Source organism: Rhizobium bangladeshense, assembly GCF_017357245.1.
Lineage (GTDB): Bacteria > Pseudomonadota > Alphaproteobacteria > Rhizobiales > Rhizobiaceae > Rhizobium > Rhizobium bangladeshense.
In genome coordinates this window covers 1451295-1475985 of the sequence record NZ_CP071612.1, presented here as the reverse complement: position 1 = coordinate 1475985, position 24691 = coordinate 1451295, and the positions used below count along the sequence as shown (strand labels likewise).

General features: G+C 61.3%; 28 protein-coding genes and 1 pseudogene. 21 read left to right on the top strand and 8 right to left on the bottom strand.

Annotated features, from left to right (window positions below; translation table 11 throughout):
* Nucleotides 1–62: 62 nt before the first annotated feature.
* Nucleotides 63–803: an SDR family NAD(P)-dependent oxidoreductase gene (locus J2J98_RS07140; protein WP_064706791.1), complete on the top strand. Its 741-nt coding sequence runs from the start codon at nt 63–65 to the stop codon at nt 801–803.
* A gap of 110 nt (nt 804–913) precedes the next feature.
* On the opposite strand, the gene J2J98_RS07135 is transcribed toward J2J98_RS07140, so the two are convergent.
* The gene (locus J2J98_RS07135; RefSeq protein ID WP_207602738.1) at nt 914–1663 is read right to left on the bottom strand and encodes a glycoside hydrolase family 25 protein; all 750 of its coding nucleotides are present in this window, start codon (nt 1661–1663) and stop codon (nt 914–916) included.
* 319 nt (nt 1664–1982) lie between these two features.
* On the opposite strand from J2J98_RS07135, the gene cysS reads away from it, so the two are divergent.
* The 7 genes and pseudogenes from cysS (at nt 1983) to rarD (ending at nt 8693) form a co-directional block, all read left to right on the top strand.
* Nucleotides 1983–3359: a cysteine--tRNA ligase gene (gene cysS / locus J2J98_RS07130; RefSeq protein ID WP_207602737.1), complete on the top strand. Its 1377-nt coding sequence runs from the start codon at nt 1983–1985 to the stop codon at nt 3357–3359.
* A 96-nt stretch (nt 3360–3455) separates the two neighbouring features.
* On the top strand, nt 3456–3935 hold the full coding sequence (locus J2J98_RS07125) for a GFA family protein (RefSeq protein WP_064706788.1): 480 nt from the start codon (nt 3456–3458) through the stop codon (nt 3933–3935).
* Nucleotides 3935–4415 (top strand): annotated as a pseudogene (locus J2J98_RS07120) (GFA family protein). The gene J2J98_RS07125 and the pseudogene J2J98_RS07120 overlap by 1 nt, the downstream one beginning before the upstream one ends.
* The gene (locus J2J98_RS07115) at nt 4415–4891 is read left to right on the top strand and encodes a GFA family protein (protein WP_138395031.1); all 477 of its coding nucleotides are present in this window, start codon (nt 4415–4417) and stop codon (nt 4889–4891) included. Before J2J98_RS07120 ends, J2J98_RS07115 begins: the two are co-directional and overlap by 1 nt.
* Nucleotides 4888–5850 (top strand): prolyl aminopeptidase, encoded by a 963-nt coding sequence (pip, locus tag J2J98_RS07110; RefSeq protein ID WP_138395030.1) that lies wholly within the window; start codon nt 4888–4890, stop codon nt 5848–5850. Before J2J98_RS07115 ends, pip begins: the two co-directional genes overlap by 4 nt.
* Nucleotides 5851–6030: 180 nt before the next feature.
* Nucleotides 6031–7644: a citramalate synthase gene (gene cimA / locus J2J98_RS07105; protein WP_207602736.1), complete on the top strand. Its 1614-nt coding sequence runs from the start codon at nt 6031–6033 to the stop codon at nt 7642–7644.
* 134 nt (nt 7645–7778) lie between these two features.
* Nucleotides 7779–8693, top strand: a complete 915-nt coding sequence (gene rarD / locus J2J98_RS07100; RefSeq protein WP_207602735.1) for an EamA family transporter RarD — start codon at nt 7779–7781, stop codon at nt 8691–8693.
* A 7-nt stretch (nt 8694–8700) separates the two neighbouring features.
* Here rarD and J2J98_RS07095 read toward each other — a convergent pair whose 3' ends face one another.
* The gene (locus J2J98_RS07095; protein ID WP_207602734.1) at nt 8701–9324 is read right to left on the bottom strand and encodes an LOG family protein; all 624 of its coding nucleotides are present in this window, start codon (nt 9322–9324) and stop codon (nt 8701–8703) included.
* Nucleotides 9325–9478: 154 nt separating this feature from the next.
* Between J2J98_RS07095 and J2J98_RS07090 the strand changes: the two genes are divergently transcribed.
* Nucleotides 9479–11509, top strand: a complete 2031-nt coding sequence (locus J2J98_RS07090) for a LysM peptidoglycan-binding domain-containing protein (protein ID WP_207602733.1) — start codon at nt 9479–9481, stop codon at nt 11507–11509.
* A gap of 304 nt (nt 11510–11813) precedes the next feature.
* Nucleotides 11814–13691 (top strand): ABCB family ABC transporter ATP-binding protein/permease, encoded by a 1878-nt coding sequence (locus J2J98_RS07085; RefSeq protein ID WP_207602732.1) that lies wholly within the window; start codon nt 11814–11816, stop codon nt 13689–13691.
* Nucleotides 13692–13828: 137 nt separating this feature from the next.
* Here the strand turns inward: J2J98_RS07085 and J2J98_RS07080 are convergent, their stop codons facing one another.
* From J2J98_RS07080 to J2J98_RS07070, 3 genes are read right to left on the bottom strand one after another with little or no spacing between them, the layout of a single operon-like run.
* Nucleotides 13829–14440, bottom strand: coding sequence for an ATP-dependent Clp protease proteolytic subunit (locus J2J98_RS07080; RefSeq protein ID WP_207602731.1), 612 nt, complete (start codon nt 14438–14440; stop codon nt 13829–13831).
* Nucleotides 14441–14485: 45 nt separating this feature from the next.
* Nucleotides 14486–14845 carry an SRPBCC family protein gene (locus tag J2J98_RS07075; protein ID WP_138395025.1) on the bottom strand — a complete coding sequence of 120 codons (360 nt, stop codon included), beginning with the start codon at nt 14843–14845 and terminating at the stop codon, nt 14486–14488.
* Nucleotides 14842–15156, bottom strand: coding sequence for an ArsR/SmtB family transcription factor (locus J2J98_RS07070; protein WP_064706777.1), 315 nt, complete (start codon nt 15154–15156; stop codon nt 14842–14844). Before J2J98_RS07070 ends, J2J98_RS07075 begins: the two co-directional genes overlap by 4 nt.
* A 370-nt stretch (nt 15157–15526) precedes the next feature.
* On the opposite strand from J2J98_RS07070, the gene J2J98_RS07065 reads away from it, so the two are divergent.
* From J2J98_RS07065 to J2J98_RS07055, 3 genes are all read left to right on the top strand, one after another.
* Complete coding sequence (locus J2J98_RS07065) at nt 15527–16225, top strand: phosphatidylserine decarboxylase (protein ID WP_064706776.1); 699 nt, start codon at nt 15527–15529, stop codon at nt 16223–16225.
* A gap of 55 nt (nt 16226–16280) precedes the next feature.
* On the top strand, nt 16281–17126 hold the full coding sequence (gene pssA / locus J2J98_RS07060) for a CDP-diacylglycerol--serine O-phosphatidyltransferase (RefSeq protein WP_138395024.1): 846 nt from the start codon (nt 16281–16283) through the stop codon (nt 17124–17126).
* 282 nt (nt 17127–17408) lie between these two features.
* The gene (locus J2J98_RS07055; protein ID WP_167358955.1) at nt 17409–17555 is read left to right on the top strand and encodes a hypothetical protein; all 147 of its coding nucleotides are present in this window, start codon (nt 17409–17411) and stop codon (nt 17553–17555) included.
* A 101-nt stretch (nt 17556–17656) separates the two neighbouring features.
* Here J2J98_RS07055 and J2J98_RS07050 read toward each other — a convergent pair whose 3' ends face one another.
* On the bottom strand, nt 17657–18421 hold the full coding sequence (locus tag J2J98_RS07050; protein WP_207602730.1) for an SOS response-associated peptidase: 765 nt from the start codon (nt 18419–18421) through the stop codon (nt 17657–17659).
* Between the two features lie 64 nt (nt 18422–18485).
* Nucleotides 18486–18806 carry a YnfA family protein gene (locus tag J2J98_RS07045; protein ID WP_064707061.1) on the bottom strand — a complete coding sequence of 107 codons (321 nt, stop codon included), beginning with the start codon at nt 18804–18806 and terminating at the stop codon, nt 18486–18488.
* Between the two features lie 184 nt (nt 18807–18990).
* Between J2J98_RS07045 and J2J98_RS07040 the strand changes: the two genes are divergently transcribed.
* The 8 genes from J2J98_RS07040 (at nt 18991) to J2J98_RS07005 (ending at nt 24026) form a co-directional block, all read left to right on the top strand.
* Nucleotides 18991–19407 carry an NUDIX hydrolase gene (locus J2J98_RS07040; protein ID WP_064711138.1) on the top strand — a complete coding sequence of 139 codons (417 nt, stop codon included), beginning with the start codon at nt 18991–18993 and terminating at the stop codon, nt 19405–19407.
* Between the two features lie 59 nt (nt 19408–19466).
* Nucleotides 19467–19883: a TIGR02301 family protein gene (locus tag J2J98_RS07035; protein ID WP_138395165.1), complete on the top strand. Its 417-nt coding sequence runs from the start codon at nt 19467–19469 to the stop codon at nt 19881–19883.
* Nucleotides 19884–19986: 103 nt separating this feature from the next.
* A complete protein-coding gene (locus J2J98_RS07030; RefSeq protein WP_020920882.1) occupies nt 19987–20244 on the top strand; it encodes a hypothetical protein in 258 nt (85 codons plus the stop codon).
* Nucleotides 20245–20262: 18 nt separating this feature from the next.
* Nucleotides 20263–21015 carry a hypothetical protein gene (locus J2J98_RS07025; protein WP_138395022.1) on the top strand — a complete coding sequence of 251 codons (753 nt, stop codon included), beginning with the start codon at nt 20263–20265 and terminating at the stop codon, nt 21013–21015.
* 94 nt (nt 21016–21109) lie between these two features.
* A complete protein-coding gene (ygfZ, locus tag J2J98_RS07020; RefSeq protein WP_207602729.1) occupies nt 21110–21955 on the top strand; it encodes a CAF17-like 4Fe-4S cluster assembly/insertion protein YgfZ in 846 nt (281 codons plus the stop codon).
* A gap of 29 nt (nt 21956–21984) precedes the next feature.
* Entirely contained in the window at nt 21985–22557 is a 573-nt protein-coding gene (locus J2J98_RS07015) for an HD domain-containing protein (RefSeq protein ID WP_207603094.1), read from the top strand.
* Entirely contained in the window at nt 22554–23084 is a 531-nt protein-coding gene (locus tag J2J98_RS07010; protein ID WP_207602728.1) for a tyrosine phosphatase family protein, read from the top strand. The genes J2J98_RS07015 and J2J98_RS07010 overlap by 4 nt, the downstream gene beginning before the upstream one ends.
* Before the next feature lie 57 nt (nt 23085–23141).
* On the top strand, nt 23142–24026 hold the full coding sequence (locus J2J98_RS07005) for a mechanosensitive ion channel family protein (protein ID WP_138395020.1): 885 nt from the start codon (nt 23142–23144) through the stop codon (nt 24024–24026).
* Between the two features lie 30 nt (nt 24027–24056).
* On the opposite strand, the gene J2J98_RS07000 is transcribed toward J2J98_RS07005, so the two are convergent.
* Nucleotides 24057–24572: a superoxide dismutase family protein gene (locus J2J98_RS07000; protein ID WP_064711135.1), complete on the bottom strand. Its 516-nt coding sequence runs from the start codon at nt 24570–24572 to the stop codon at nt 24057–24059.
* Nucleotides 24573–24691 lie beyond the last annotated feature (119 nt).

Here is a 24691-nt window from a genome sequence, read left to right as displayed (position 1 = left end):
CTTTCGCTTCCGAGGGGCCTATTGCGCCCCTCACCTTCGCAAGCAAATCCGGAACCGGACAGATGAACATCAATCTTGAGGGCAGGATCGCACTCGTCACCGGTGCGTCGCGCGGCATCGGCTACTTCACAGCCCTGGAACTTGCCAAAGCCGGCGCCCATGTCATCGCCTGCGCGCGCACGGTTGGCGGGCTTGAGGACCTCGACGATGCGATCAAAGCCGTCGGCGGCAGCGCGACCCTCGTGCCCTTCGACCTTGCCGACATGAATGCGATCGACGCGCTCGGCGGCTCGATCTTCGAGCGCTGGGGCAAGCTCGACATCCTCGTCGCCAATGCCGGCGTGCTCGGCGTCATTTCTCCGATCGGCCATATCGAGGCGAAGGTGTTCGAGAAGGTGATGACGATCAACGTGACGGCCACATGGCGGCTGATCCGCTCGGTCGATCCGTTGCTCGCCCGCTCGGATGCGGGCCGCGCCGTAATCCTGTCTTCAGGGGCCGCGCATAAGTGCCGTCCCTTCTGGGGCGCCTATTCCGCGTCGAAGGCCGCCGTCGAGGCGCTGGCGCGCACCTGGGCCGGCGAGACGCGGTCGACGGCGTTGCGCATCACCAGCGTCGATCCGGGCGCGACCCGCACGGCCATGCGGGCGCAGGCGGTCCCCGGCGAAGATCCGCAGACGCTGCCGCATCCCTCCGAGGTCGCCAAGGCGATCCTGCCGCTGCTAGGCCCCGGCGTGACAGAGACGGGCAAGCTGTACATCGTACGGGAAAACAAGCTCGCCGATTACCGCCTGCCGGAATAGGCCAAAGCGCGTTTCGATCCTCAGATTGCTCGTCGCGCTTCAGGTTTCGTTTTCGCGCGTGTCGCCGACGCAAAACCGTTGCACGCTTTTGCGCGACTTGGTCCCGCGCCTCAGTTTGCAGCAACGGCAGGGAACAGATCTGCGAAGCCTGTTTCCGAAGGGCATTGGACATTGAGGTCCACCGCTCCCCGAATGCCGTCCACGGCGCCGTTGTCGGCAAATTGCCAGATCGACCAACGACTGCAGCCTTCCTGCGCCGGTTCCTTGAACACGCTTCGCAGCCAAAGGTAATGCTCGGGGAACCGGGCCTCATTGCCCTTCAGATATTGATCGAAGAATTCCTGCGTGACGTAGAAGATCGGCTTTTCCGGAAAGGTGTCTTTCAGCTCTGTGACGAAGGCATTCACCTCCGTCGCCATTTCCTCGACCGTCGGGACCTTGTTGCAATTGCCGACAAATTCCAGATCGATTGCGATCGGCAGGGTTTGCGGCGCCTTCGGCACCGTCGCCAGAAAATTCTGCGCCTGATCCTTGCCCGGACGGCAGAAAGTGAAAAAATGGTAGGCGCCCCTCACCACTCCTGCATCTCCGGCACGCTGCCAGTTCTCGGCGAACCTGGAATCCTTGTGGTCACCGCCTTCGGTCGCCTTCATGATCGCGAAGCGAACGCTCGGCTGCGCGGCCACCGTCTTCCAATCGATGTCGCCCTGGTGATGGCTGACATCGATGCCTTGGATCGGATAGCGCGATAAGGACGGATTGTTGAAGCGAAGCATGCCGAAATCGTATGCGAAATATGCGGCGAATGCGACCACCAGAATTGCAGCCGCACCGAATCGTCCACCGACAACGCTCCCCACTCATTCCTCCCGTATTTTCAGCAGCATGCCAAGCACCTATACTCGATCTGCGCCACGAAAATGGCAGACGGGTCTCCGGGGACATACCGCACCGGATAGGTCGCTCCAGTTGCCGCCGATCCTTCCTCGCCCCTCTTGACCAAAAGCCATTCCCGCGCCATAAAACGCGGCATGAAAACGGTTATCTGCATTATCTGCGGAAAGATTATTCGCTAGCGCACGCGCTGGCCTGGCCGTTTTCGTCTCCCCAATAGTCAAGATGCGAAACGCCCCGGCCTGCCGGTCGCGATATTTCTGATCGTGCATTTGGGAGAGTGAAATGGGCCGCACGCCGGAACTGAAGCTGTACAACACGCTGACGCGGGAAAAGTCGGTCTTTGCGCCGATCGATCCCGATAATGTCCGCATGTATGTCTGCGGCCCCACCGTCTATGATTTCGCCCATATCGGCAATGCCCGGCCGGTCATCGTCTTCGACGTGCTGTTCCGGCTGCTGCGCCATGTCTATGGCGAAAATCACGTCACCTATGCCCGCAACATCACCGACGTCGACGACAAGATCAATGCGCGGGCGCTGAGAGATCATCCGCACCTGCCGCTTAACGAAGCGATCCGCGCCGTCACCGAAAAGACCGAGACGCAGTTTCACGCCGATGTCACCGAGCTCGGTTGCCTGGAGCCGAATGTCGAGCCGCGCGCCACTGACAATATCGCAGAGATGATCGTGATCATCGAGAAGCTGATCGGCAACGGGCATGCCTATGTGGCGGAAGGCGAAGTGCTGTTCGACACCAAATCGATGGCCGATTACGGCCAGCTTTCGAAGCGGCCGCTCGATGAGCAGCAGGCCGGCGCCCGCGTCGCCGTCGACGCACACAAGAAGAGCCCGGGCGACTTTGTGCTCTGGAAGCTGTCGAGTCAAAACGAGCCCGGCTGGGACAGCCCATGGGGCCGCGGCCGGCCCGGCTGGCATATCGAGTGCTCCGCGATGAGCAGGCGCTATCTCGGCGATGTCTTCGACATTCACGGCGGCGGGCTGGACCTTATCTTCCCGCATCATGAAAACGAGATCGCCCAGTCGCGCTGCGCCCACGGAACCTCGGTGATGGCGTATGTCTGGATGCACAACGGCTTCGTGCAGGTCGAGGGCCGCAAGATGTCGAAGTCGGAGGGCAATTTCGTCACAATCCACGAGCTGCTGCATACGGAAACCTTCGGCGGCCGCAAATGGCCGGGCGAAGTGCTGCGCCTTGCCATGCTTATGACGCACTATCGGGAGCCGATCGATTTCTCGATCAAGCGGCTGGAAGAGGCCGAACGCCTGCTCGCCAAATGGCCGCCGACGGAGGCCGGCGATGCCGTGCCCGATGACAGCGTGCTGACCGCGCTGGCGGACGACCTCAATACAGTCGCCGCCGTGCAGGCGCTACATGCGCTGGCGCAATCCGGCAACGATGCCGTCTTCGCGGCAAGTGCGGCGCTTCTCGGGGTGCTGCCGAAGAAAATCGAAATCGACGAAGCGTTCGCAGCCGCGGTCGATGCGCTGGTCGCCATGCGTCTCGAAATGCTCAGGGCGAAGAATTTCACCGAGGCCGACAAGATGCGCGACGAGCTGACGGCAAAGGGCATCCAGCTGAAGGACGGCAAGGATGCCGCAACAGGCGAGCGCGTGACGACGTGGGAGGTCAAGCGGTAGGATGGGTTGGGCGGCGAGAAATATCCCCCTTTGCCCTGCCGGGCATCTCCCCCACAAGGGGGGAGCGCCCGCTCGCCCCATCGGAAAGGATCTGCCATGACCAAGACCTATACCGGCGGGTGCCAGTGCGGCGCGATCCGTTTTCGCGTCAGCGGCGAACTCAAGGACTCGTCGATCTGTCATTGCCGCATGTGCCAGAAGGCGTTCGGGGCTTATTATGCACCGTTGGTTTCGGTGCGTGGCGCCGATTTCCAATGGACCCGGGGGGAGCGCAAAAGGTTTCGCTCGTCGAATTTCGTCGAGCGTGGTTTCTGCGGCGATTGCGGCACGCCCCTGACCTATGAGGCTCCGGATGGGATGGCCATTGCTGCGGGCGCTTTCGACGATCCGTCGCAGCTGCCGCCGACCATTCAATGGGGTGTGGAAGGCAAGATCGGCTTCGTCGATCACCTGCACGAACTGCCCGGGGAACGGACCGAAGCGGATCTGACGGCAGGCTCTTTTCTGCACGAACTGATTTCCTATCAGCACCCCGACCACGATACACCGGTCTGGCCGCCGGAGGATCATGCCTGATGGAGACGACGAGACAGACCGGAGGATGCCAGTGCGGCGCGGTTCGCTATCTCGCACGCGGCGAACTCGGCTACCCCCATATCTGCCACTGCCGCATGTGCCAGAAGGCAGCCGGCAACTATTTCCTGCCGCTTGCAGCGGCCAAGCGCGATCATTTCGAGCTGACGCGCGGTGAGCCGAAGTGGTTCCACTCCTCCGATCTCGTTCGTCGCGGCTTTGCGGCGATTGCGGCACGCCGCTGTTCTACGATATTCCGGAAGCGGACTTCATCAACATCGCCCTCGGCTCACTTGATGAGCCCGATGCGGTCCGGCCGCTGATGCAATCGAATACCGACCGGAAGATGTCTTGGTTTCACGCGCTCGATAGCCTGCCGGTGGAACCAGAGCCTGAAACACCCGACCGGGAAAACGCGATCGCTGCAACGAACCACCAGCATCCCGACAACGACACTTAAGCTGGCCACTCGGAGAGATCTAATGACGGATAGGATAAGAACAGGCGGATGCCAGTGCGGCGCCGTGCGTTTCCGGATATCGGGCGCGCTGGGGAGACCCTCGATCTGCCATTGCCGCATGTGCCAGAAACAGTTCGGCGGTTTCTTCTCCGCGCTGGTCACCGCCCCGGAAGAAGGGATGGAGTGGACACGCGGCGAGCCGAGCTACTTTCAATCCTCGATCAATATCGACCGCGGCTTCTGCAGCAATTGCGGCACGCCGATGACCTATCGCCATCCCGGCGGCCTGGAGCTTGCGATCGGCACCTTCGACGACCGCAGCGATCTCGCGCCGCAGATCCAGGTCAATTATGACGCCCGCCTGCCATGGGTCGAGACGATCTTCGATGCGCCGGTGCACAAGGATCCGGATTTCTACGCCCGCCAGGAGGCGATCATCTCCTTTCAGCATCCCGATCACGACACCCAAGTGTGGCCCGCAAAAGGCGTGAAAATATGACCGAGATCCTGCGCACGCTCTATCCCGAGATCGAAGCTTATGCCTCTGGCCATCTCGATGTCGGCGACGGCCACGTGATCTACTGGGAACGCTCGGGAACGCCCGGTGCCAAACCCGCCGTCTTCCTGCATGGCGGCCCGGGCGGCGGCATATCACCTTCCCACCGCCGGCTTTTTGATCCCGCCCTCTACGACGTCATGCTGTTCGACCAACGCGGCTGCGGCAAGTCGACCCCGCATGCGGAACTGACTGCCAACACCACCTGGCACCTCGTCGCCGATATCGAGCGGCTGCGCGAAATGGCCGGCGTCGACAAATGGCAGGTGTTCGGCGGCTCCTGGGGCTCGACGCTGGCGCTCGCCTATGCCGAGAGCCATCCCGAACGCGTATCCGAGCTCATCCTGCGCGGCATCTACACGCTGACCAAGGCAGAGCTCGACTGGTACTACCAGTTCGGCGTGTCGGAAATGTTCCCGGACAAGTGGGAGCGTTTCGTCGCTCCTATTCCCCCGGAAGAGCGCCATGAAATGATGCATGCCTATCATCGCCGCCTGACGCACGATGACAGGAACGTGCGCCTCCAGGCCGCGCAAGCCTGGAGCATATGGGAAGGCGAAACGATCACGCTGCTGCCCGAACCTTCGACGAGCGGCAAATTCCAGGAGGCGGAATTCGCCTATGCATTCGCTCGCATCGAGAACCACTTCTTCGTCAATGCCGGCTGGATGGATGAAGGGCAGTTGATCCGCGACGCCGGCAGGCTCAGGGATATTCCGGGCGTGATCGTGCACGGTCGCTATGACATGCCCTGCCCGGCCAAATATGCCTGGCTGCTGCACAAGGCCTGGCCGAAGGCGGAGTTCCACCTGATCGAGGGCGCCGGCCATGCCTATTCGGAGCCGGGAATTCTCGATCGGCTGATCCGGGCGACGGATAAGTTCGCCGGGAAGCAAGACTGATTGTTGGTGTCGGGGCGGCCCCTCACCCTAGCCCTCTCCCCGCACGCGGGGAGACGGGACGTGCCCCGCGATACGGTGCGGCCTTCCCTTCTCCCGTCAGAACGGGGAAAAGGGTAGCGGCAGCCGCATGAGGGCCAGCATCCGCAGAACAACAACACCCGCCCGTCGGGAGGAAACCACATGAAAGAACGCATCTATCTCTTCGACACGACGCTCCGGGACGGGCAGCAGACGCCCGGCATCGACTTTTCCGTCGAGGACAAGATTGCGATCGCGGCGATGCTGGACGAGTTCGGCCTCGATTACGTCGAAGGCGGATATCCCGGAGCTAACCCGACGGACACCGCCTTCTTCAGCGAGAAGCACACCAGCCGGGCCAGTTTCGTCGCCTTCGGCATGACGAAGCGGGCGGGCGTTTCGGTCTCCAACGATCCGGGCATCGCCGGATTGCTGCAGTCGAAAGGCGATGCCATCTGCTTCGTCGCCAAGAGCTGGGATTACCATGTCGCCGTGGCGCTCGGCTGCACCAACGAGGAAAATCTCGAATGCATCGCCGAAAGCGTCAAGGCGGCGGTCGGCGCGGGCAAGGAGGCGATCGTCGATTGCGAGCACTTCTTCGACGGATTCAAGGCCAATCCGGCCTATGCGATCGCCTGCGCGAAGATGGCTTATGAAAGCGGCGCCCGCTGGGTCGTGCTCTGCGACACGAATGGCGGCACGCAGCCGCCGGAGGTGCGCGCCATCGTCGAGGCGGTGATCGCCGCAGGCGTTCCCGGCCGCTGTCTGGGCATTCACGCCCATAACGATACCGGCCAGGCGGTCGCCAATTCACTTGCTGCGGTTGAGGCGGGCGTCCGGCAGATCCAGGGGACCTTGAATGGCATCGGCGAGCGCTGCGGCAACGCCAATCTTGTGACGCTGATCCCGACGCTGGCGCTGAAAAGCGCCTACAACACCCGTTTCGAAACGGCGATCGACGAGGAGAGGCTGCTCAACCTCACCCGGCTCTCGCACGCCTTCGATGAGCTGCTCAACCGCTCACCGGAACATCAGATGCCTTATGTCGGCGCGTCCGCCTTCGCCACCAAGGCTGGCATCCATGCTTCCGCTCTGCTGAAAGATCCGCGCACGTACGAACACGTGCCGCCGGAAAGCGTGGGTAATTTCCGCAAGGTCATGGTGTCGGACCAGGGCGGCAAGGCGAACTTCATCAATGCCCTCAAGCGTCGCGGCATTATCGTCGCCAAGGACGATCCGAAGCTCGATCTCCTGATCTCGATCGTCAAGGAGCGCGAGGCTTCCGGCTATGCCTATGAGGGCGCCGATGCGAGCTTCGAACTATTGGCGCACCGCACGCTGGGCACCATTCCCAATTTCTTTTCGATCGACGGCTTCCGGGTGATGATCGAACGGCGCTTCGATTCGCACGGCCGCATCAAGATCGTCTCCGAAGCCGTGGTGAAGATCACCATCGACGGGCAGACGCTGATGTCGGTTGCCGAGGCAGAGGGACCCGTCAACGCGCTCGACCTGGCGCTGCGCAAGGATTTTGGCAAGTACCAGCACGAGATCGACGATCTGGTGCTGGCCGATTTCAAGGTGCGCATCCTCAATGGCGGCACGGCGGCAATCACCCGCGTGCTGATCGAATCCACCGACAGCGACGGCATACGCTGGTGGACGGTCGGCGTCTCGGAAAACATTATCGATGCCTCATTCCAGGCGCTGATGGACTCGGTGATCTACAAGCTGATGAAGAACCGGCAGCTGGCCGGCAAGATCGCGGCGGAATAACTCTCCGCCGCCTGCATTCCATCGCTTGGCCTCCGCTTCAAATCCGCTCAGCCTTTATTCAACGAAATGAATTGGCCTATTCACGGCGCTTAAGCTAGGCCGGATCAGAAGAAGAACAAAGATGGAAACACCCGATGTCGACCGATGCATCCGTTCCACTGGCCAAGAACGAAGATAGTCCGCGCGGTTTCGCCTTTGCGCTGACAGCCTATCTGCTCTGGGGCTTCCTGCCCTTCTACATGAAGGCGGTGGCACATATTCCGCCGGCCGAAGTCATTGCCCACCGCATCGTCTGGTCGCTGCCGCTGGCCGGGATCGTGTTAGTCCTGCTTGGGCGCACAGCGGATATCCGCGCAGCGCTGCGCTCGCCGCGCATGCTGGCAATGGGGGCGCTGACGGCGTTGCTGATTACCGTCAACTGGGGCACCTATGTCTGGGCGATCGGCGCCGGCCATGCGCTTGATGCAGCACTTGGCTATTTTATCAATCCGCTGTTCAGCATTTTTCTCGGCGCGGTGCTGCTCAAGGAAAGGCTGCAGCCGCTGCAGATCGCGGCGATCGCGCTTGCGGCACTTGCCGTCGCCATTCTCGCATTCGATAACGGCGGCATTCCATGGGTGGCGCTGACGCTGGCAGTCAGCTGGGGGTTCTATGCCCTGCTGCGCAAGACGCTGCCGCTAGGGCCCAACCAGGGCTTCTTCCTCGAAGTTCTGATCCTCAGCGGACCGGCCCTCGTCTACATCCTCTATCTCGAATACGGCAGCGGCCTGGGCCATTTCTACCGTACCGGTCTTGCCGATACGACCCTGCTGCTCGGCTGCGGTGTCGTCACCGCCGTGCCGCTGATGATCTATGCCAACGGCGCCAAGCTCCTGAAGCTCTCGACGATCGGCATCATGCAGTATATCGCGCCGACGATGATCTTCCTGATCGCCGTCTTCGCCTTTCAAGAGCCGCTCGGCACGGCGCGCATGATCGCCTTCCCACTGATCTGGGCGGGGCTGTTCCTCTATAGCTGGTCGATGCTTAAAGGAAGCCGCGGGCGCTAGAGCCCGCCTACATCTTAGAGATCACCTCGTCCTCGCCGTCGCGATCGCCGGCGAGCTGGGATGCCTGTGTCATGATCGCCGGGATGATGCCGGTTACGTCGTCGACCACGAGCGGCTGCACCCGGTGGGCGGTATGGAGGAAGCCTTCTTCGGTCATATGCCGTATCAGCTCCATCATCGGATCCCAGAAACCGTTGATATTGGCAAAAACCATCGGCTTTTCATGACGGCCAAGCTGGGCCCAGGTCATGATCTCGACGATCTCTTCCAGCGTGCCGATGCCGCCGGGCAGCGCGACGAAGGCATCGGAACGCTCGAACATCGTATGTTTGCGCGCATGCATGTCAGGGGTTACAATGAGTTCGTTGAGCTGACCGAGCGAATGGCGAGTCGCTTCCATATCGATCAGAAATTCCGGGATGATACCCGTCACCTGACCGCCGCCTGAAAGCACCCCGCTCGCAACCGCGCCCATGATGCCTTTGGTACCTCCGCCATAGACGAGGCGCAGGCCGTACTCGGCGATCTCTCTTCCGAGAGCACGCCCGGCCGCCATGTGGGAAGGATCGCGTCCCGGCCTTGAGCCGCAGTAAACGCAGATGGATCGAATCGATACAGATTGTTCGGTCATAGGGCAAAACAACTATTCCATTTCAATGCAGTCAAGAAAATTGACTGAAAAGACGCATGCCCGGCTTGCCGAATTGCTTTGAATGCTTGTGAAAAGCATCGGAAATCGCTAGCAATTTCGGTTACTACGGCAAATTGCCGCCTTGGGAGACATAATGATGAAGAACCGTGCCGGCTTGCTGGCCCTTGCAGTGCTCGTAATCGCAATCCTACTGATGGTATTCGTCGTCATGCCGCGCATCGGCGGCGATGCATCCAAGGTCGGCGACGCCATCAACCAGGCGGGCACGGAGCTCAAGAACACGGTTAACGAAGCGGCAAAGACATCACGCACTGCGGTTGCCGACTCGACTGCGGTCGCTGATCAGGTCAAGCGCCTCTCGGCCGATGCCGGCGCGGCGCTCGGCGAGCTCAAGGCGCTGTTTGCCGACGGCAAAAGCCCGGCCATCGATGTCTTCACCGCCGCCAAGACCAAGACCGTCAATGCACTCACGGCACTTGTCGGCATCACCGTTCCCGAGGGTATCGATCCCGCGACCCGGGCCGCGGCCACCAAAGTTAAGGAAGGCGGCGCCAAGGCGCTCGCCATCGTGCAGTCGCTGCCGGAAAACATGGCGGATGCGGCTGCTGCGCTTGCCAAGGCCGAGGCCGCGCTGAACGGCGCGCCCGAACCAGTCACCGCAAATGCCGGCCCAAAGCTTCCCGCCTTCGACGTCCTGCGCGTCGAGCCAGATGGATCCACCGTCATCGCCGGCTCCGCCGAGCCGAACGGCAAGCTCGAAGTGCTCGACGGCGAAAAGGTGGTGACGACGGCCGATATCGGTCCGAGCGGTGACTTCGCCGCCGTCCTCGACAATCCGCTTCCAGCCGGGGATCACCAACTCGTACTCAAGGTGACTGGAAAGGATGGCAAGGTCGCGCTTTCGGAAGAAGTCGCCACCGTTTCTGTGCCGAAGGACGGCAATGCCGCCAATCTGCTCGCCATGGTCTCCAAGCCCGGCGCAGCGAGCCGCATCATCACTGCGCCGACCGGCGGGACCGAAGTCGCGGACGCCTCCAGTCCGATGGCGCCGCCTGCGGACAAGCCGGCAACCGGAGAAACCGCGACCGCTCCGGCTGCAACGGCTGCACCGACCGGTGAGCTGGCGCTGCAGACGCCCGGCCTGCCCAATGCCGCCGCCGGCGACACAGATGCGGCGCCGGCCGTTCCCGGTGCTGCCGAGACCGATAAGCCCACTGCGCCCGATGTGATGGTCAACGCCGTCGAGATCGAGGGCAACAAGATCTTCATTGCCGGCACGGCGCGCGCCAACGCCAAGGTACTCGGTTATGCCGACGACAACCTTATCGGCCAGGACACTGCCGGCCCCGACGGTCATTTTGTCATCGATGGCGTAGCGGCACTCTCGGTTGGCGACCACAAGATCCGAGTCGACGTCGTCGATCCGACGGGCAAGGTGATCGTGCGGGCCGCCGTGAACTTCAACCGGCCAGCGGGCGACCAGGTGCGGGTCGCCGCTCAAGCCGGCCCGGCCGATGCAGGCGGCGCTTCCTCGATGGTGGCGCTCGACGAGGGTGAACTCGGCAAGCTCAAGGCTGAAGCCGGCAAGGCGTTCGGCCTGTTGAAGGGGTTGTTTGCCGACGGCAAGCTGCCCGGCGCCGAACAGCTTGCGGCGGCTCGCTCGGCAACGGAATTTGCTCTGCGCTCGGTCGCCGACTTCCGCCCGGCGGCGGATGCGTCGGACAGCTTCAAGCAGGCCTCCGGCTCCTCGTCGCAGACCGCCGCCCGGGCGCTGAAAGTGCTGCAGGATCTGCCGAAAGATGCAAAATCGGTCGGCGCTGGGCTCGACGGGCTGGGTGCGATCATGGGCGAACTGACCAACGCGCCCGCAGCGCCCGCACCGGCTGCAAACAATGTCGCCGGCGATCAGCCGAAGACGATCGAACAGGCGCCGCTGACGGCAAACAATGCAGCAGTCATCATTCGCCGCGGCGACACGCTGTGGCAAATCTCGCGCCGGACTTATGGCCTCGGCGTGCGCTATACGACGATCTACATCGCCAACGAGGACAAGATCATCGACCCGGATCGAATTCGCCCCGGCCAGATTTTCGGCCTGCCGAAGGACGCGCTGCCGAACGCCGAGGAGTTGCACCGCAAACGGCTCTCCAAGCAGCACCTCTAAAACGCTGCATTCAGCGCATCGGCCCGAAGATCGGAATCCATTTTCGGAAAGCATGATGCATGGATTGGAATGTTGCGGGTCCTTTGCGTTCCGATAAGACGCATGGCGCTGCCATGCGACACGACGAAGCCGGGCGGAAGAAGCGCCCGGCTTCGCTTTTCCTCAACTCCGCATGTGTTGTATTCGTCGGGCCCACACCCTATCTGGCGGTGGCGGTTCGGGGAGTTGGACAGGCGCTTCAGGCGCGGACCTGCTCCACGCCTTGTCGGACATCGAATTGAAGCATCCGGACTGGAGATACGGCATGGCAAACGGCAAGACAGTCTCGGAATCACATTTACTGCAGACGCTTTTCAACCTCTGGCCCTATATGTGGCCGGCCGGGCGAACCGACCTCAAGATGCGTGTCGTCTGGGCGTCGGTCTATCTGCTGATCTCCAAGTTCGTCCTGCTACTTGTTCCCTATTTCTTCAAGTGGTCAACCGATGCGTTGAACGGCAAGATCGACCTTGTCGGCGCGGTACCGCCGCTCCTTGCCGGGGCCATCGCTCTTGTCATCGCCTATAACGTTACCCGGCTGATCCAGCTCGGGCTCAATCAACTGCGCGACGCGCTCTTTGCCAGTGTCGGGCAACATGCGGTGCGCCAACTCGCCTACAAGACATTCGTGCATATGCACGAGTTGTCGCTGCGCTTCCATCTGGAGCGCAAGACCGGCGGGCTGTCGCGCATCATCGAGCGCGGCACCAAGGGCATCGAGACCATCGTGCGTTTCACGATCCTCAATTCCGTTCCGACCGTCATCGAATTCCTGTTGACGGCGGTGATTTTCTGGTGGGGCTACGGCTTCTCCTATCTTGCCATCACCGCCTTTACCGTCTGGGCCTACATCTGGTTCACGATCCGCGCATCCGACTGGCGCATCGCCATTCGCCGGTCGATGAACGACAGCGACACCGACGCCAACACCAAGGCGATCGACTCCCTCCTCAATTTCGAGACCGTCAAATATTTCGGCAACGAGGAGATGGAGGCCAAACGCTTCGACAAATCCATGGAGCGCTACGAGAAGGCGGCGACAGATGTCTGGACGTCGCTCGGCTGGCTGAACTTCGGCCAAGGCGTCATTTTTGGCATCGGCACGACCATCATGCTGGTACTGTCGGCGCTGGCGGTGCAGCGTGGTGAGCAGACGATCGGTGACTTCGTCTTCGTCAATTCGATGCTGCTGCAGCTTTCCGTACCGCTTAACTTCATCGGTTTCGTCTACCGCGAAATCCGCCAGGGCTTGACCGACATCGAGCAGATGTTCGACCTGCTCGAGGTGAAGGCCGAGGTCAAGGACGCGCCCGATGCCACAGAGCTCAGTATCGGCAAAGGTGCGATCTCCTTCAAGGACGTGCACTTCGCCTACGACCAGGCCCGTCCGATCCTCAAAGGCATTTCATTCGACGTGCCGGCCGGCAAGACGGTCGCCGTCGTCGGGCCGTCGGGTGCCGGCAAATCGACGCTGTCGCGGCTGCTCTACCGTTTCTACGATATCCAGAGCGGCACGATCACCATCGACGGCCAGGATATCCGCACGGTGACGCAGAAGAGCCTGCGCTCGGTGATCGGGATGGTGCCGCAGGATACGGTGCTGTTCAACGACACTGTGGCCTACAATATCCGCTACGGCCGCACATCGGCGAGCGATAGCGAGGTGTTTGCAGCGGCTGAGGTGGCGCAGATCGCCCATTTCATCGAGGCGCTGCCAGAAGGCTTCGATACCAAGGTCGGCGAGCGCGGGCTCAAGCTTTCCGGCGGCGAGAAGCAGCGTGTGGCGATCGCCCGCACCATCCTGAAGGCACCGCCGATCCTGATCCTCGACGAGGCGACATCAGCCCTCGACACGACCACGGAACGAGAAATCCAGACAGCCCTCGACGTGGTCTCGAAGAACCGGACGACCTTGGTTATCGCCCACCGGCTTTCTACCGTCATCGGCGCCGACGAGATCATCGTGCTCAAAAGCGGCGAGATCGCCGAGCGCGGCACGCATGCCGCCCTGCTTGAAAGGAACGGCCTCTACGCCTCGATGTGGAATCGTCAGCGCGAGGCGACACAGGCCGAGGAGCATTTGAAGCAGGTGCGCGAAAGCGACGAGATGGGCGTGGTCACGCGGCTTGCCCCGGCAGGCTGAAGCGGGAGGCGGTAGCGTTTCCCCTTGAAGCACGATGGCAACTATGCGCCAAAGCGCGGCCATAGGCCGCCCCCAATTCTGTGACATCGCAGAAATTGAGAAAGCAAGTGTCGCTTTAATCAAAATTTCGGCAAGGCTTATAGGCTGATCGTGTCTTCCCGAACCTTCAGAATACGGTCTATAAGACCCCATTCAAGCGCTTCCTCCGCCGTCATAAAGCGGTCGCGATCCATCCCGCGCTCAAAGTCTTCGTACGGCCGTCCGCAATGCTCCGCGTAGAGCCGCGTCATGCGCTGCTTGGTCTTTAAAATTTCCTCGGCATGAATCAGCATGTCGGAAGCCTGACCTTGAAAGCCGCCGGAGGGCTGGTGGATGAGGATGCTGGCATTGGGTAATGCGGCTCTTTCGCCGGGTTCGCCTGCCATCAGCAGGAACGATCCCATTGAACGGGCCGTCCCCATGCAAAGTGTATGAACCGGCGCATGGATGAAGCGCATGGTGTCGTACATGGCTAGGCCGCTGGTCACGACGCCGCCCGGCGAATTGATATAGAGGTTGATCGGCTTGTTGGGGTTCTCCCCTTCCAGAAACAGCAGTTGCGCGCAGACGAGCGCCGAAACGGTATCGTTGACCTCGCCATTGAGGAAGATAATCCGCTCGCGCAGAAGCCGGGAATAGATATCAAAGGATCGCTCCCCGCGGCTGGACTGTTCTATGACCATAGGGACGAGTTGCATCGCTTCGCGCATCGGCGACCTCCAGACTTTCAGAATTTAAGGGGAAGGCTTGCCGTGTCAGGCGGCGAGCATGAGGAGCGGGCTGTTGCTGTTGGCCGGCGCTCTTGCCATTCCATCGAATCTTGCGTCCGTCAGTTCGTGGACGATCCGAAGGCAGGTGCCGCCAGTGGCATTCGGGGTGATCGTGAACGTCACGGTGCTTTCAACGAAAGGCGGGTTTTCGTCACGCAGTTTGTAGCGAACTTCCTGGCCGGGGGTGACGGTGATCGCATCGGGATCAGCCAATGCTTCCTTCGGCAACCACCTTTCCCGAAGTTCGGGAATGGTGACGGCGCGCCAGACCTTTTGCGGTGGATCGCCCAAGTCAAACTCCAACTCGACGCCGCTATCCTGCTCCTTGGTCTTCCCTTCGTTCATTGATCCATGTCCTTCAGCAAGACTTTGAGTGCTGCGATACGCTCCGGCCAATAGGCGCGGTATTTTGCGAGCCACTGGGCGATGAGAGCCAACCCATCGGGGTTGACTTCGTAATTCACGAAACGACCCTGTCGTTGTTCCCTCACGAGCTTTGCACTTCGCAGAACTGCGAGGTGTTGCGACATCGCCGGCTGGCTAATCTCCATGCCCTCGCGCAGGGCACTAGCGTTCATGCTCCCTGCCGCCAGTTTCTCAAAGATCGCACGGCGGGTCGGGTCTGCCAAAGCTCGGAAAAAGTCATTCTCAACCATGCGGACACATAAGCACACACTTATGCGATTCGCAAGCTATTTCGAGGAAGCTTTCTGCTGCTGCGGAAATCCCGGGTTCAACGACTGACCTCAGCCATCAAAAAAATGAGAGGAATTCTTGTCGCAAAATCCGTGTGCGAGCGACCGAGTTCTGCAATCGTCTGATGTCCGCATCAGGCCCACGGCGGTTAAAAGGTCAAAGTGGGGTCAAAACGTTAGCGATTCCACATTTACGCTGGTGACTGGGTAGCGTTACCGGCTTTTGTTGTTCAGAACCGTGACGTCGGAACCAGGGCCAGAGCCGCGGCATTGCTCAAGAGCTGGTTTTTCGCTAACCAGCAAAAAACGAAAAGCAAGGAGACCGGCAGCCATGAGCCTGTTCAACACGGTTCGCAACACGATCGTGCCCGTGCACAAGGAGGGTTATCCCTTCGTCGCCGCCTTCTTCGTCGCGTCGCTGGTCCTTGGCTGGATCTTCGAGCCGCTCTTCTGGATCGGTATGATCTTTACGCTCTGGTGCGCCTATTTCTTCCGTGATCCCGAGCGGGTGACCCCGCAGGACGACGATCTCGTGATCTCTCCGGCCGACGGCAGGGTCTCGGCGATCCAGATGGTGACCCCGCCGGCGGAGCTCGACCTCGGCTCGGAGCCGATGCTGCGCATCTCGGTCTTCATGAACGTCTTCAACTGCCATGTGAACCGGGCGCCGATGCGCGGGCGCATCGTCAGCATAAACTACCGCTCCGGCAGCTTCGTCAACGCCGAGCTCGACAAGGCCAGCGAAGACAACGAGCGCAACGGACTGGTGATCGAAACCCGGCACGGCCAGATCGGTGTCGTACAGATTGCCGGCCTGGTGGCGCGGCGTATCCTCTGCTGGGCAAACACCAACGAGCCTCTGGACGCCGGCGAACGCTTCGGACTGATCCGTTTCGGCTCGCGACTCGACGTGTTCCTGCCCGCCGGCGCGGCACCACGCGTTTCGCTCGGCCAGACGGCGATTGCCGGGGAGACGGTCATCGCCGAATTCGCCTCGGCCAAGGGCCCCGTCATCAGCCGCCGCAGCTAAAGCATGGAACCACCGCGCCTTTGGCGAAGTTGCTCTAGGAACGATTGGAAGTGACATGGAAACACCCTTTCCGCCTTTCGAGCCAAACGGGCCGGATGATTCAGCCCGCGGTCCGCGCCTGCGCGAGATCCCCTTCCGCCTCGTCTTTCCAAACCTCATCACCATTCTGGCGATCTGCGCGGGGTTGACCGGCATCCGGCTCGCTTTCGAGAACCGTTACGAGCTCGCGGTCGCTATGGTGCTGCTCGCTGCATTCCTCGACGGGATTGACGGGCGCGTGGCGCGGCTGATGAAGGCGACCTCGAAATTCGGCGGGCAGATGGATTCGCTTGCCGATATCGTCAATTTCGGCGTCGCGCCCGCGCTCGTCGTATATGTTTTTGCTCTCGATCAGGCTCGTTCGCTCGGCTGGATCGCCGCCTTGATCTATGCGATCGCCGCGGGGCTTCGCCTTGCCCGCTTCAATGTGATGGCCGAACGCGAAAACAAGGCCAGCTGGCAATCGGAATATTTCGTCGGCGTGCCGGCGCCTGCCGGCGCCATGCTGGTGCTGCTGCCGGTCTATCTCGGCTTCCTCGGTCTGGCGACGGACCGCACCTTCGCCTACCTCTCTTCAATCTATACCGTCGCCATTGCCTTCCTGCTAATCAGCCGGCTACCGGTTTGGTCGGGCAAATCAGAAGGCAACAAGCTGCGGCGCGATCTTGTGCTGCCGATGATGCTCGGCGTCGTGCTCTATGTGGCTCTGCTGATGAGCTACACTTGGGAGGTCATGGTCTTTACCGTTGCCGCCTATCTCGTATCGCTTCCCTTCGGGGCGCGGAAGTGGCAGCGGAAATATGGAACCCTGACGATCGAGGAACCTGGCGTCGGCGACGACGATATCGGCCGGCACATCTGACATTCGCGCATTCCGGATCCTAACTGGCCGGAAATGCTTCTCTCTCCCTGCTCTCACCTGTAGCCGGATGAACTCTGCGCGTTTGCCCGGGCAAACCGCTCTGCGGTTTTTTCGGAACAGCTCCCTTCAGTAAGTATTAACCAACGTAGGCTTCAGTTAAGCCTCGCGAATTATGGTGGGCGTTCATAAATCCTGATAGGCGACGCCGCCGTTTTGTCGCTATTTCCGACCAAACAGCAAAAATTCACAATACCCAGGGAAGCAACACGCAAGGAGAGTATCGTGACTTCGAAGAAGAACAGTACGGGCGAACCGCAGACGGTCAAGCCAGACCTCGCCGCCAACTATCGCCCGGTCGGCTTGAAGGCCGTTGCCGCGGCATCGCTGATGGCAAAGAACAAGCCGGACAGTGTCAAGAAATCCGCTTGAGGCGCCGAACTTCGAACAGCAGTCGTCCGTGCTTCACGTTCCGGCTTTCGGCATCGCCGATGAGCCGACCAGGCCGCCGTGCCGGAAGTGGCCTATATCATTCAGAAAAAGCTCAGCTGGCCAATGTCCGGCCTTTGTTTTTCGGGCGCCGGAAGCGTTCTTTCGCTGACGACCGGCTCCTGCAGGTCCGGTCCCATATTGGCAACCTTGTTGACCTTGTCTGAAACCGGTATGGCCTCGAAGAAATCGCCCTGAGGAGACTGCATCAGGTCGTCCACCTCGCGCGGCTCCTGCGTCTTGCAATCGAGCCAGCGCGAGAAGTCCTCGGGCTTGATGACGACTGGCATGCGGTCGTGGATCGCGGAGATACCCGCACTGGCTGATGTCGTCAGGATCGCACCGGTGTCGACCTCTGAGCCATCGGCCGAGGACCATGTCTCCATCAGCCCGGCGAAGGCGACGACACCGCCCCGGCGCGGCCTGATCCAATAGGCCTGCGGTTTCCCGCCGCTCTCCTTGGATGGGCGATGCCATTCATAAAAACCTGAGGCCGGAATGAGCACGCGGCGATGACGCATCGCCGCCCGAAACGAGGCCTTGCCGATCGCGGTCTCGGCGCGCGCATTGATAAGCAGCGGGAAATCCCTCGGATCCTTGACCCAGCCAGGCGTAAAGCCCCAGCGCACGAGCACGGCGCGGCGGTCGGGCAGGTTGCTGCCCCGCTCCCTGCCCTCGCCTGCGATGACGACGAGGATCGGCTGCGTCGGGGCAATGTTGTAGCGCGCCGGAAAATCGTCGAGATCGACACCGGAGAAGATGTTGCGCAGGTCGGCGCTGGAACTTGTCAGGGCGAAACGTCCACACATCGGCCTGTCTTTGCACCCGGCCTGAGTCCGGTCAAGGCGCACCACACGCTTTTGCGTCGCGTGTTCAGCCGCGCGGCGGAAAGAGGATGACGCTTGCCCCGGCAAGGCAGATCAATCCGCCACTGATATCATAACGATCGGGAACGCGGCCTTCGACCAGCCACAGCCAGGAGAGCGAAGCGATGATATAGATGCCGCCATAGGCTGCGAAGGTTCGGCCCGCGGCCTCGCTCGGCACCAGCGTCAGAAGCCACGCGAAAAGCGCGAGCGAGGTCATCCCGGGCACCAGCCACCAGATAGGCTTATCGAGCTTCAGCCAGGCCCAGAAGGCGAAGCAGCCGGCGATCTCGAAAACGGCGGCAAAGGCGTAAATGATATAGGTCACGCAAAGCCCTTTCGCATAAGCTGGCTCCTTGTTGCACAAATGTCGTTATCGCGGGAACCGCTGCGCAGCTTTTTCGGCTTGTCTCGGGAGCTATCCCACACGAAAATTGAGGCGGCCCACAGCCACGGCTGCGGTAATCAGCCCGCCGGATCCAATAGGCAGTCACAACAACAGCAGCAGCGATATGAGCTCCACCGCCAAAGCCGCCTCCTCCGCCATTCTCGAACGTGACGGGCGATTCCTTCTCGTGTTGCGACGCAACCCGCCCTCCGCCGATATGTATGCCTTTCCCGGCGGGCGCGCCGAGCCGGGCGAAACGCCGGAGCAGACGGCACTGCGGGAGTTCCGCGAAGAAACCGGCATCTCGGCGCATAATCCGCGGCTGTTTTCGACCTATGACCTCAAGACGCATGGGCCGGATGGCAGTATCAAGAACCATTTCTTCCTGTCGGTCTTTCGCGTCGACGCCGACCGGGAAATGGTGGCGGAAGCCGCCGACGATGCCGCGGCGCTTGGCTGGTATACGGTAGAGGAAATCCGGCGGCTGCCTGTGCCGCAAAGCGTGCTTGAATGCGCGGAACAGCTGGCGGGCGGTGAATAGAAGTGGAAACTTTGACGCGCGCCTTGTTGCCGTCACGCTCAACGTATCAACTGAAAGCCATGATTCCCGTTCGACGCGTTGTCCTGTCCTTGCTCGTGCTTGCCGGCCCCACCATGGCTCAGGGCAAGAATACGCCGCCTCCGCAGGAGGAGATTGCGCCGCCGGTCGCGACCGTGCCCTATGACGACAAGCTGGCGCGGCTCGCCGAAGTGCTGGGTTCGGTGCATTATCTGAGAACGCTCTGCAAGGCACCGGGCGGTGATGAGTGGCGAGAAGGCATGAAGCAACTGCTCGATTCGGAGGCAGGCAACGAACCGCAGCGCAAGGAAAGGCTGACCGCCGCTTTCAATCGCGGCTATCGCGCCTTCGCCTCTGTCTATACGGATTGCACCCCTGCGGCCATCGTGGCAGAAGAGCGCTACCGTAACGAAGGTGCAACACTCGCCACAGAAATTACCTCGCGCTTTGGAAATTGACGTTTAATTAACCTGTTTTCGCATGCGGACGTGTCGTTTTGGGAAAAGGCTGTTAGTGTTATTAACGGTGCAGTAAGACATGAGAAGTTCTGAGGAAAAGACAATGGAAGCAAGCCTCAACGACATCGACGACATGATCGTCCACGAAAAGATGCAGGCGGCTCTGGAGTACCAGAACGAGGCTTGGGCCGACGGCATGGCCGACGGGATCGAGCCTGAGATCATCGCTGATGCCGCCATCGCGCATGCCCTGCGCGAAACCATCAGATTGCACGGGGAAAACAGCGCCGAAGCTCTGCTCGATTCGCTGCGCGACCGTATGCTTGCCGGCGAATTCTCCGCCAACCGCACCCTGCAGTAATTACTATCAGAGAGTTCGATGCGCATCGGTAAAGAGAAAGTTTCGCGAATTCGGCTCGCGCCGGTGCTGCTTGCGTTCAGCCTAGCGGCCGGCAGCGTTTTCCTCGTGCCCTCCGCCTACGCGCTTTCGGAACTCCACAAGATCCCCGGCCAAGCTGCCGGCGAGGCGCCCCCACAGGGAAACGCTCAGGGGCAGAACCAGCCCCAGGGCACGACTCCCGGCGTTCCCATGGCCGATCCGCTGGTCAATAGCCAGAACGGTCAGGGCGTCGACAAGACTCCGGGAGCCCAGGACGCATCCAAGCCGGTCGAGGTGATTTACGACATCAGCAAGGCGCCCGAGCCGGTACGCAAAATGCGCCAGCAGATCGTTGAGGCCGCCGCCTCCGGCGATCTCGAACGTTTGCGGCCCCTGATCGGCACCGGCTCAGACCAGACGCAGGTGACGGTGGGCGAGGCGACCGACGATCCTATCAGCACCCTGAAGGATCTTTCCGGCGATCCCGATGGGAACGAAATTCTCGCCATAATGCTCGACATCATGTCGACCGGTTTCGTCCATGTCGGCCAGGGCACAGCCGAAGACATGTATGTCTGGCCCTATTTTGCCGAGAAGGACCTGAAGTCGCTGACGCCGCCGGAGCGAGTCGAGCTGCTGCGCATCGTAACCGCCGGCGACCTTGCCGACATGCAGGAATTCGGTGGATATAATTTCTACCGCCTCGGCATTACGCCAGACGGCAAATGGAAGTTCTTTACCGCGGGCGACTGACCGCCTCGCTGCGCCTTCCGCATATCGCATGACGCTTGCGATCTACCTCACGAAGTCATACCTCTGAGCGACGACCAACGCGACAGGTTCCGCCATGCCAGCCGTATTCCTCAAAGACCGCTCCTTGCTCTCCGTCGGCGGCGCGGACGCCCAATCCTTCCTGCAGAACCTGATCACAACCGATATCATTTCGCTTGGCCCCGACGAGGCGCGCCCGGGAGCACTGCTGACGCCGCAGGGCAAGATCCTGTTCGACTTCATGGTCTGGCCGGACGGAGACGGCTACCTCATCGAAACCGACGCAGGTGAGCTAGACGGGTTGGCGAAGCGACTTGCGATGTACAAGCTGCGGGCCGCCGTCGTGCTTGCGCCCCTCGCTGAGAATGGCATTACCGTTTGCTGGGGCGAGGATGCCGACCGCATCGGGGGTGCTCGAGATAGCCGCTTCGCCAAGGCGGGCGTCACGCTGAGCCGCCGGTCAGGAAAGTACGGCGATGACGCGCCATCGCTCTACGATGCGCTGCGCATCCGCCATGGTATCGTCACGTCTGGATCGGACTTCGCCCTGCAGGACGCCTTCCCGCATGACGTGCTGATGGATCTGAACGGCGGCCTCTCCTTCAAGAAAGGCTGTTATGTCGGCCAGGAGGTCGTCTCGCGCATGCAGCACCGCGGCACCGCCCGCCGGCGCGTCGTCACGGTGTCCGCCGCGACGGCCTTGCCTGACGCCGGCACGGAGATCACAGCCGCCGGCAAGGTTGTGGGGGCACTCGGCTCGGTTGAGGGTGACAGCGGTCTTGCAATCGTGCGAATCGACCGTGCCGGTGCTGCGATTGCGGAAGGCACGCCACTGCTGGCCGGCGAAACGCCGGTTTCTCTCGCCCTTCCCGAATGGTCCGGCCTTGTCTTCCCCACCAGCGCGGACGAGGCCAGCGCGTGACGGCCAAAGCTCCGCGTGCCTGGCAACGCATGCTGTCCGGGCGCAGGCTCGACCTGCTCGACCCCTCGCCGCTCGATGTCGAACTCGTCGATATCGCCCATGGGCTCGCGCGTGTGGCCCGCTGGAACGGCCAGACATCAGGCGATCACGCTTTTTCGGTAGCGCAGCACAGCCTCGTCGTCGAAGATATTTTCCGCCGTTTTAACGATGCGCGGCCGGAGGAATGTCTAATGGCGCTGCTCCATGACGCGCCTGAATATGTGATCGGCGACATGATCTCGCCGTTCAAATCGGTGGTCGGCGGCGGCTATAAGGCCGTGGAAATGCGGCTGGAGGCCGCCGTGCACCTGCGCTTCGGCCTCCCGCCTCACCCATCGCGCGATCTCAAGGACCGGATCAAGAAGGCCGATACGATCGCCGCCTATTTCGAAGCGACGGTACTTGCCGGCTTCACGCCGGCCGAGGCGCAGAAATTCTTCGGCCAGCCGCGCGGCATCAGCAAGGAGATGCTGATGATCGAGCCTTTGCCGGCACTGGAAGCACAGCGGTTGTTCTGCGAGCGCTTTGCAGCGATCGAGGCCGAGCGAGGAATGGTGTCGTGAGTTTTATCGTCGTCTCGCCGCTCTCACGTATTGCCGAAATGGCTGTGCGCCACAAGGCGCGCGACATGATCAGCCTGATTGCCAAAGACCAGGCCTTTCACCGGCCGGGTGTGATCGCGCCCGACCGCCATCTGAAGCTTTCCATGAACGATATTGCATTCAAGGGCACAGGCAGTCTCCTGGCGCCCGACGAAACACATGTGCAGGCGATCATCGAATTTGCCGCATCATGGCGGAAGGAGACGCCGCTGCTCATCCATTGCTGGATGGGCGTATCGCGATCGCCGGCCGCCGCACTCATCGCCGCACTGTCGATCGCGCCGGATCAGGACGAGGAAGGGCTTGCCCGTCGGTTACGCGCCGCTTCACCTTTCGCAACGCCGAATGCCCGGCTGATCGAGATCGGCGACACATCGCTCGGCCGCGGCGGCCGATTGGTTGCGGCCGTACGGGCAATCGGCCGTGGCGCCGATGCCGACGGCAATGCGCCCTTCCTGCTTGCAATAGGGGACGCCGTCTGCGGTTGACGCTGCCGCCGACCGCTCCATCTTGGCCTCGACCACGCACAACCTGAAGGCCTGATCATGGAACAACAAGCAGCCGACGTCTTCCTCGCCACCCGCACGGCACTCAGCCAGGCAAGCGCGCTTGCAGTCCAATATTCCTTCTCCATCCTCGGGGCTTTGATCCTGCTCGTCATCGGCTGGACGCTGGCAGGCTTTATCAGCCGCTGGGCCTATGAGGGATTGTCGCGCATCCATGGAATTGACGAGACCCTGGCTCGCTTCTTCACCAATGTGGTGCGCTATGCACTGCTGATCCTGGTGTTCATCACTGTGCTCGGCCAGTTCGGCGTCCAGACCGCCTCGATCATCGCCGCTCTTGGTGCAGCCGGCTTGGCCATCGGGCTGGCGCTGCAAGGGACGCTGCAGAATATCGCGGCCGGCATCATGCTCTTGATCCTCAGGCCGTTCCGCGTCGGCGAGTATATCGAGACCAGCAGCGTAAGCGGCACGGTGCGCGAGATTGGGTTGTTTGCAACGGAACTCAGAACCGGTGACGGCCTCTACCGGCTGGCACCGAATTCGACGCTCTGGAACACGCCGATTACCAACTTCAGCCGCGAACCTACGCGGCAGAACGACCTGAAAATCAGCATTTCGCGTGAGGATGACCTGGATCTGGCGATGGAGACGTTGGTGGGCATTGCCAAAGGCAACCAGAGGGTGCTGTCATCACCCGCACCCAGCGTTTTCATCGAGAGCCTCGGTGACAGCACGATATCGCTAACGCTGCGCTATTGGGCAAAGACTGGTGATTGGTGGCAGGTCAGCCGCGACATGGTGAAGCGGGTAAAACTTGCTTTCGACGAAAAGAGCGACCCGGTCCCTATGCGGGACGCTTCAAATTCCGCGCCGGGAACAAGGTCCAACGGCACTGCGACGGCCGAAAAATCGACACGGCAGTGAAACATTGCAGCGTCTGGGGCGGTCCTCGACCTATTGGACCACGCCGCAGGCAAGTCTTTCCCCGGCGTCACCGGAAGGCTGGCTGCGATAATCATCCGAATTGGCGTGAACCATTAGGGCGCGGCCGCGAATGCCATCTTTCTTGCCGTCGAGCGTGACCATGCCGTCGAAGATCTGGGCTCTGAGCACGCCGTCTTGTCCGACATATTGATTGGGCATGTCTCCGGCATGCGGCCCCTTGGCGGCAAGGACGCCATGCTCTGTCGAGCCTGGGTTGAAATGGCCGCCTGCCGATTCGTGATGGGTCGCCGCATCGCAGCGGCCGGTTTCATGAACGTGAAAGGCCACCCATCTATTCGCCGGCAGCCCCGATATCTCCACTTCGATCAGGACGCCGCCACTGGCGGCGGCCGTCAATTGGGCGCGGCCATTTTCCTTGCCGTCCTCGCCGACGAAATTGGCGACCGCCGTCTGCTTGTCCTGAGCGCTAGCCGGCAAGGCAATCGCCAGCAGGCTCAGGGCGGCGATGATGCGCTTGGCTTTCATGGAGATCTCCTTCCGTCCGGTTGTCCTTCTGAACGTATCAGTCCGGAAGGTGTTCCTCTGCGGACCATCCAACGAAAAAAGCCGGCCAACCGCCGGCTTGCAGATCACGTGCATCGAGA